Consider the following 535-nt stretch of genomic DNA (forward strand, 5'->3'; position numbering starts at 1 on the left):
TTTGAGGATGACGCAGGCGCTTATGATCAGAAAGATGCGGAAGGCTTTATCAAGCTCAATGCCTTACGACTTCGGTTACTCGGTAAACGAAGAGGATGAGTTTTTGGTCACTCATTTTTTGGCAGTCCAATCTTACATTTGACCAAAGGTTGAGAAATTCGTTCGAGAACCCAGAAGAAGGCATAGCACTGATTCTTGTTCAAGTTTCAACAATACCCTAATGGCCGTTTTCGGGATATAGCAGTCACTAGAAAACATAAGCAGCCGTTCTGATAACGCCCCATTTGCGGACGATCCGAAAAAGTGTAAATGCTACCAAATGCGCTGGCCATATCCTCGTACACCTGAGCTAGGTAGAAAGCTTCCTTCTGTTTATTCACAAGGAGAAATAGAATTTGACCGCCGTGTGAAAGAAAAATTCGCAAGGGGAACAAGCGAGGTGCACCTCATCGCACAGCTACAAAATCAAGGGTTTTTAGTCAATCAAACCAAAAGTGACTGGAACAGCGCGACGATTACACGGGGTGTGATTATT

1 protein-coding gene is annotated in these 535 nt (G+C 44.1%); it reads left to right on the forward strand.

Translation table 11 applies throughout. The annotated features are described in order from the left end of the window. Window positions 1-319: 319 nt before the first annotated feature. Window positions 320-535 (forward strand): hypothetical protein (locus tag V7676_RS18790; protein ID WP_335661080.1); only part of this gene is annotated, 216 nt, incomplete at its 3' end.

This window comes from Parasphingorhabdus sp. (genome assembly GCF_036963805.1).
Classification (GTDB): Bacteria; Pseudomonadota; Alphaproteobacteria; order Sphingomonadales; family Sphingomonadaceae; genus Parasphingorhabdus.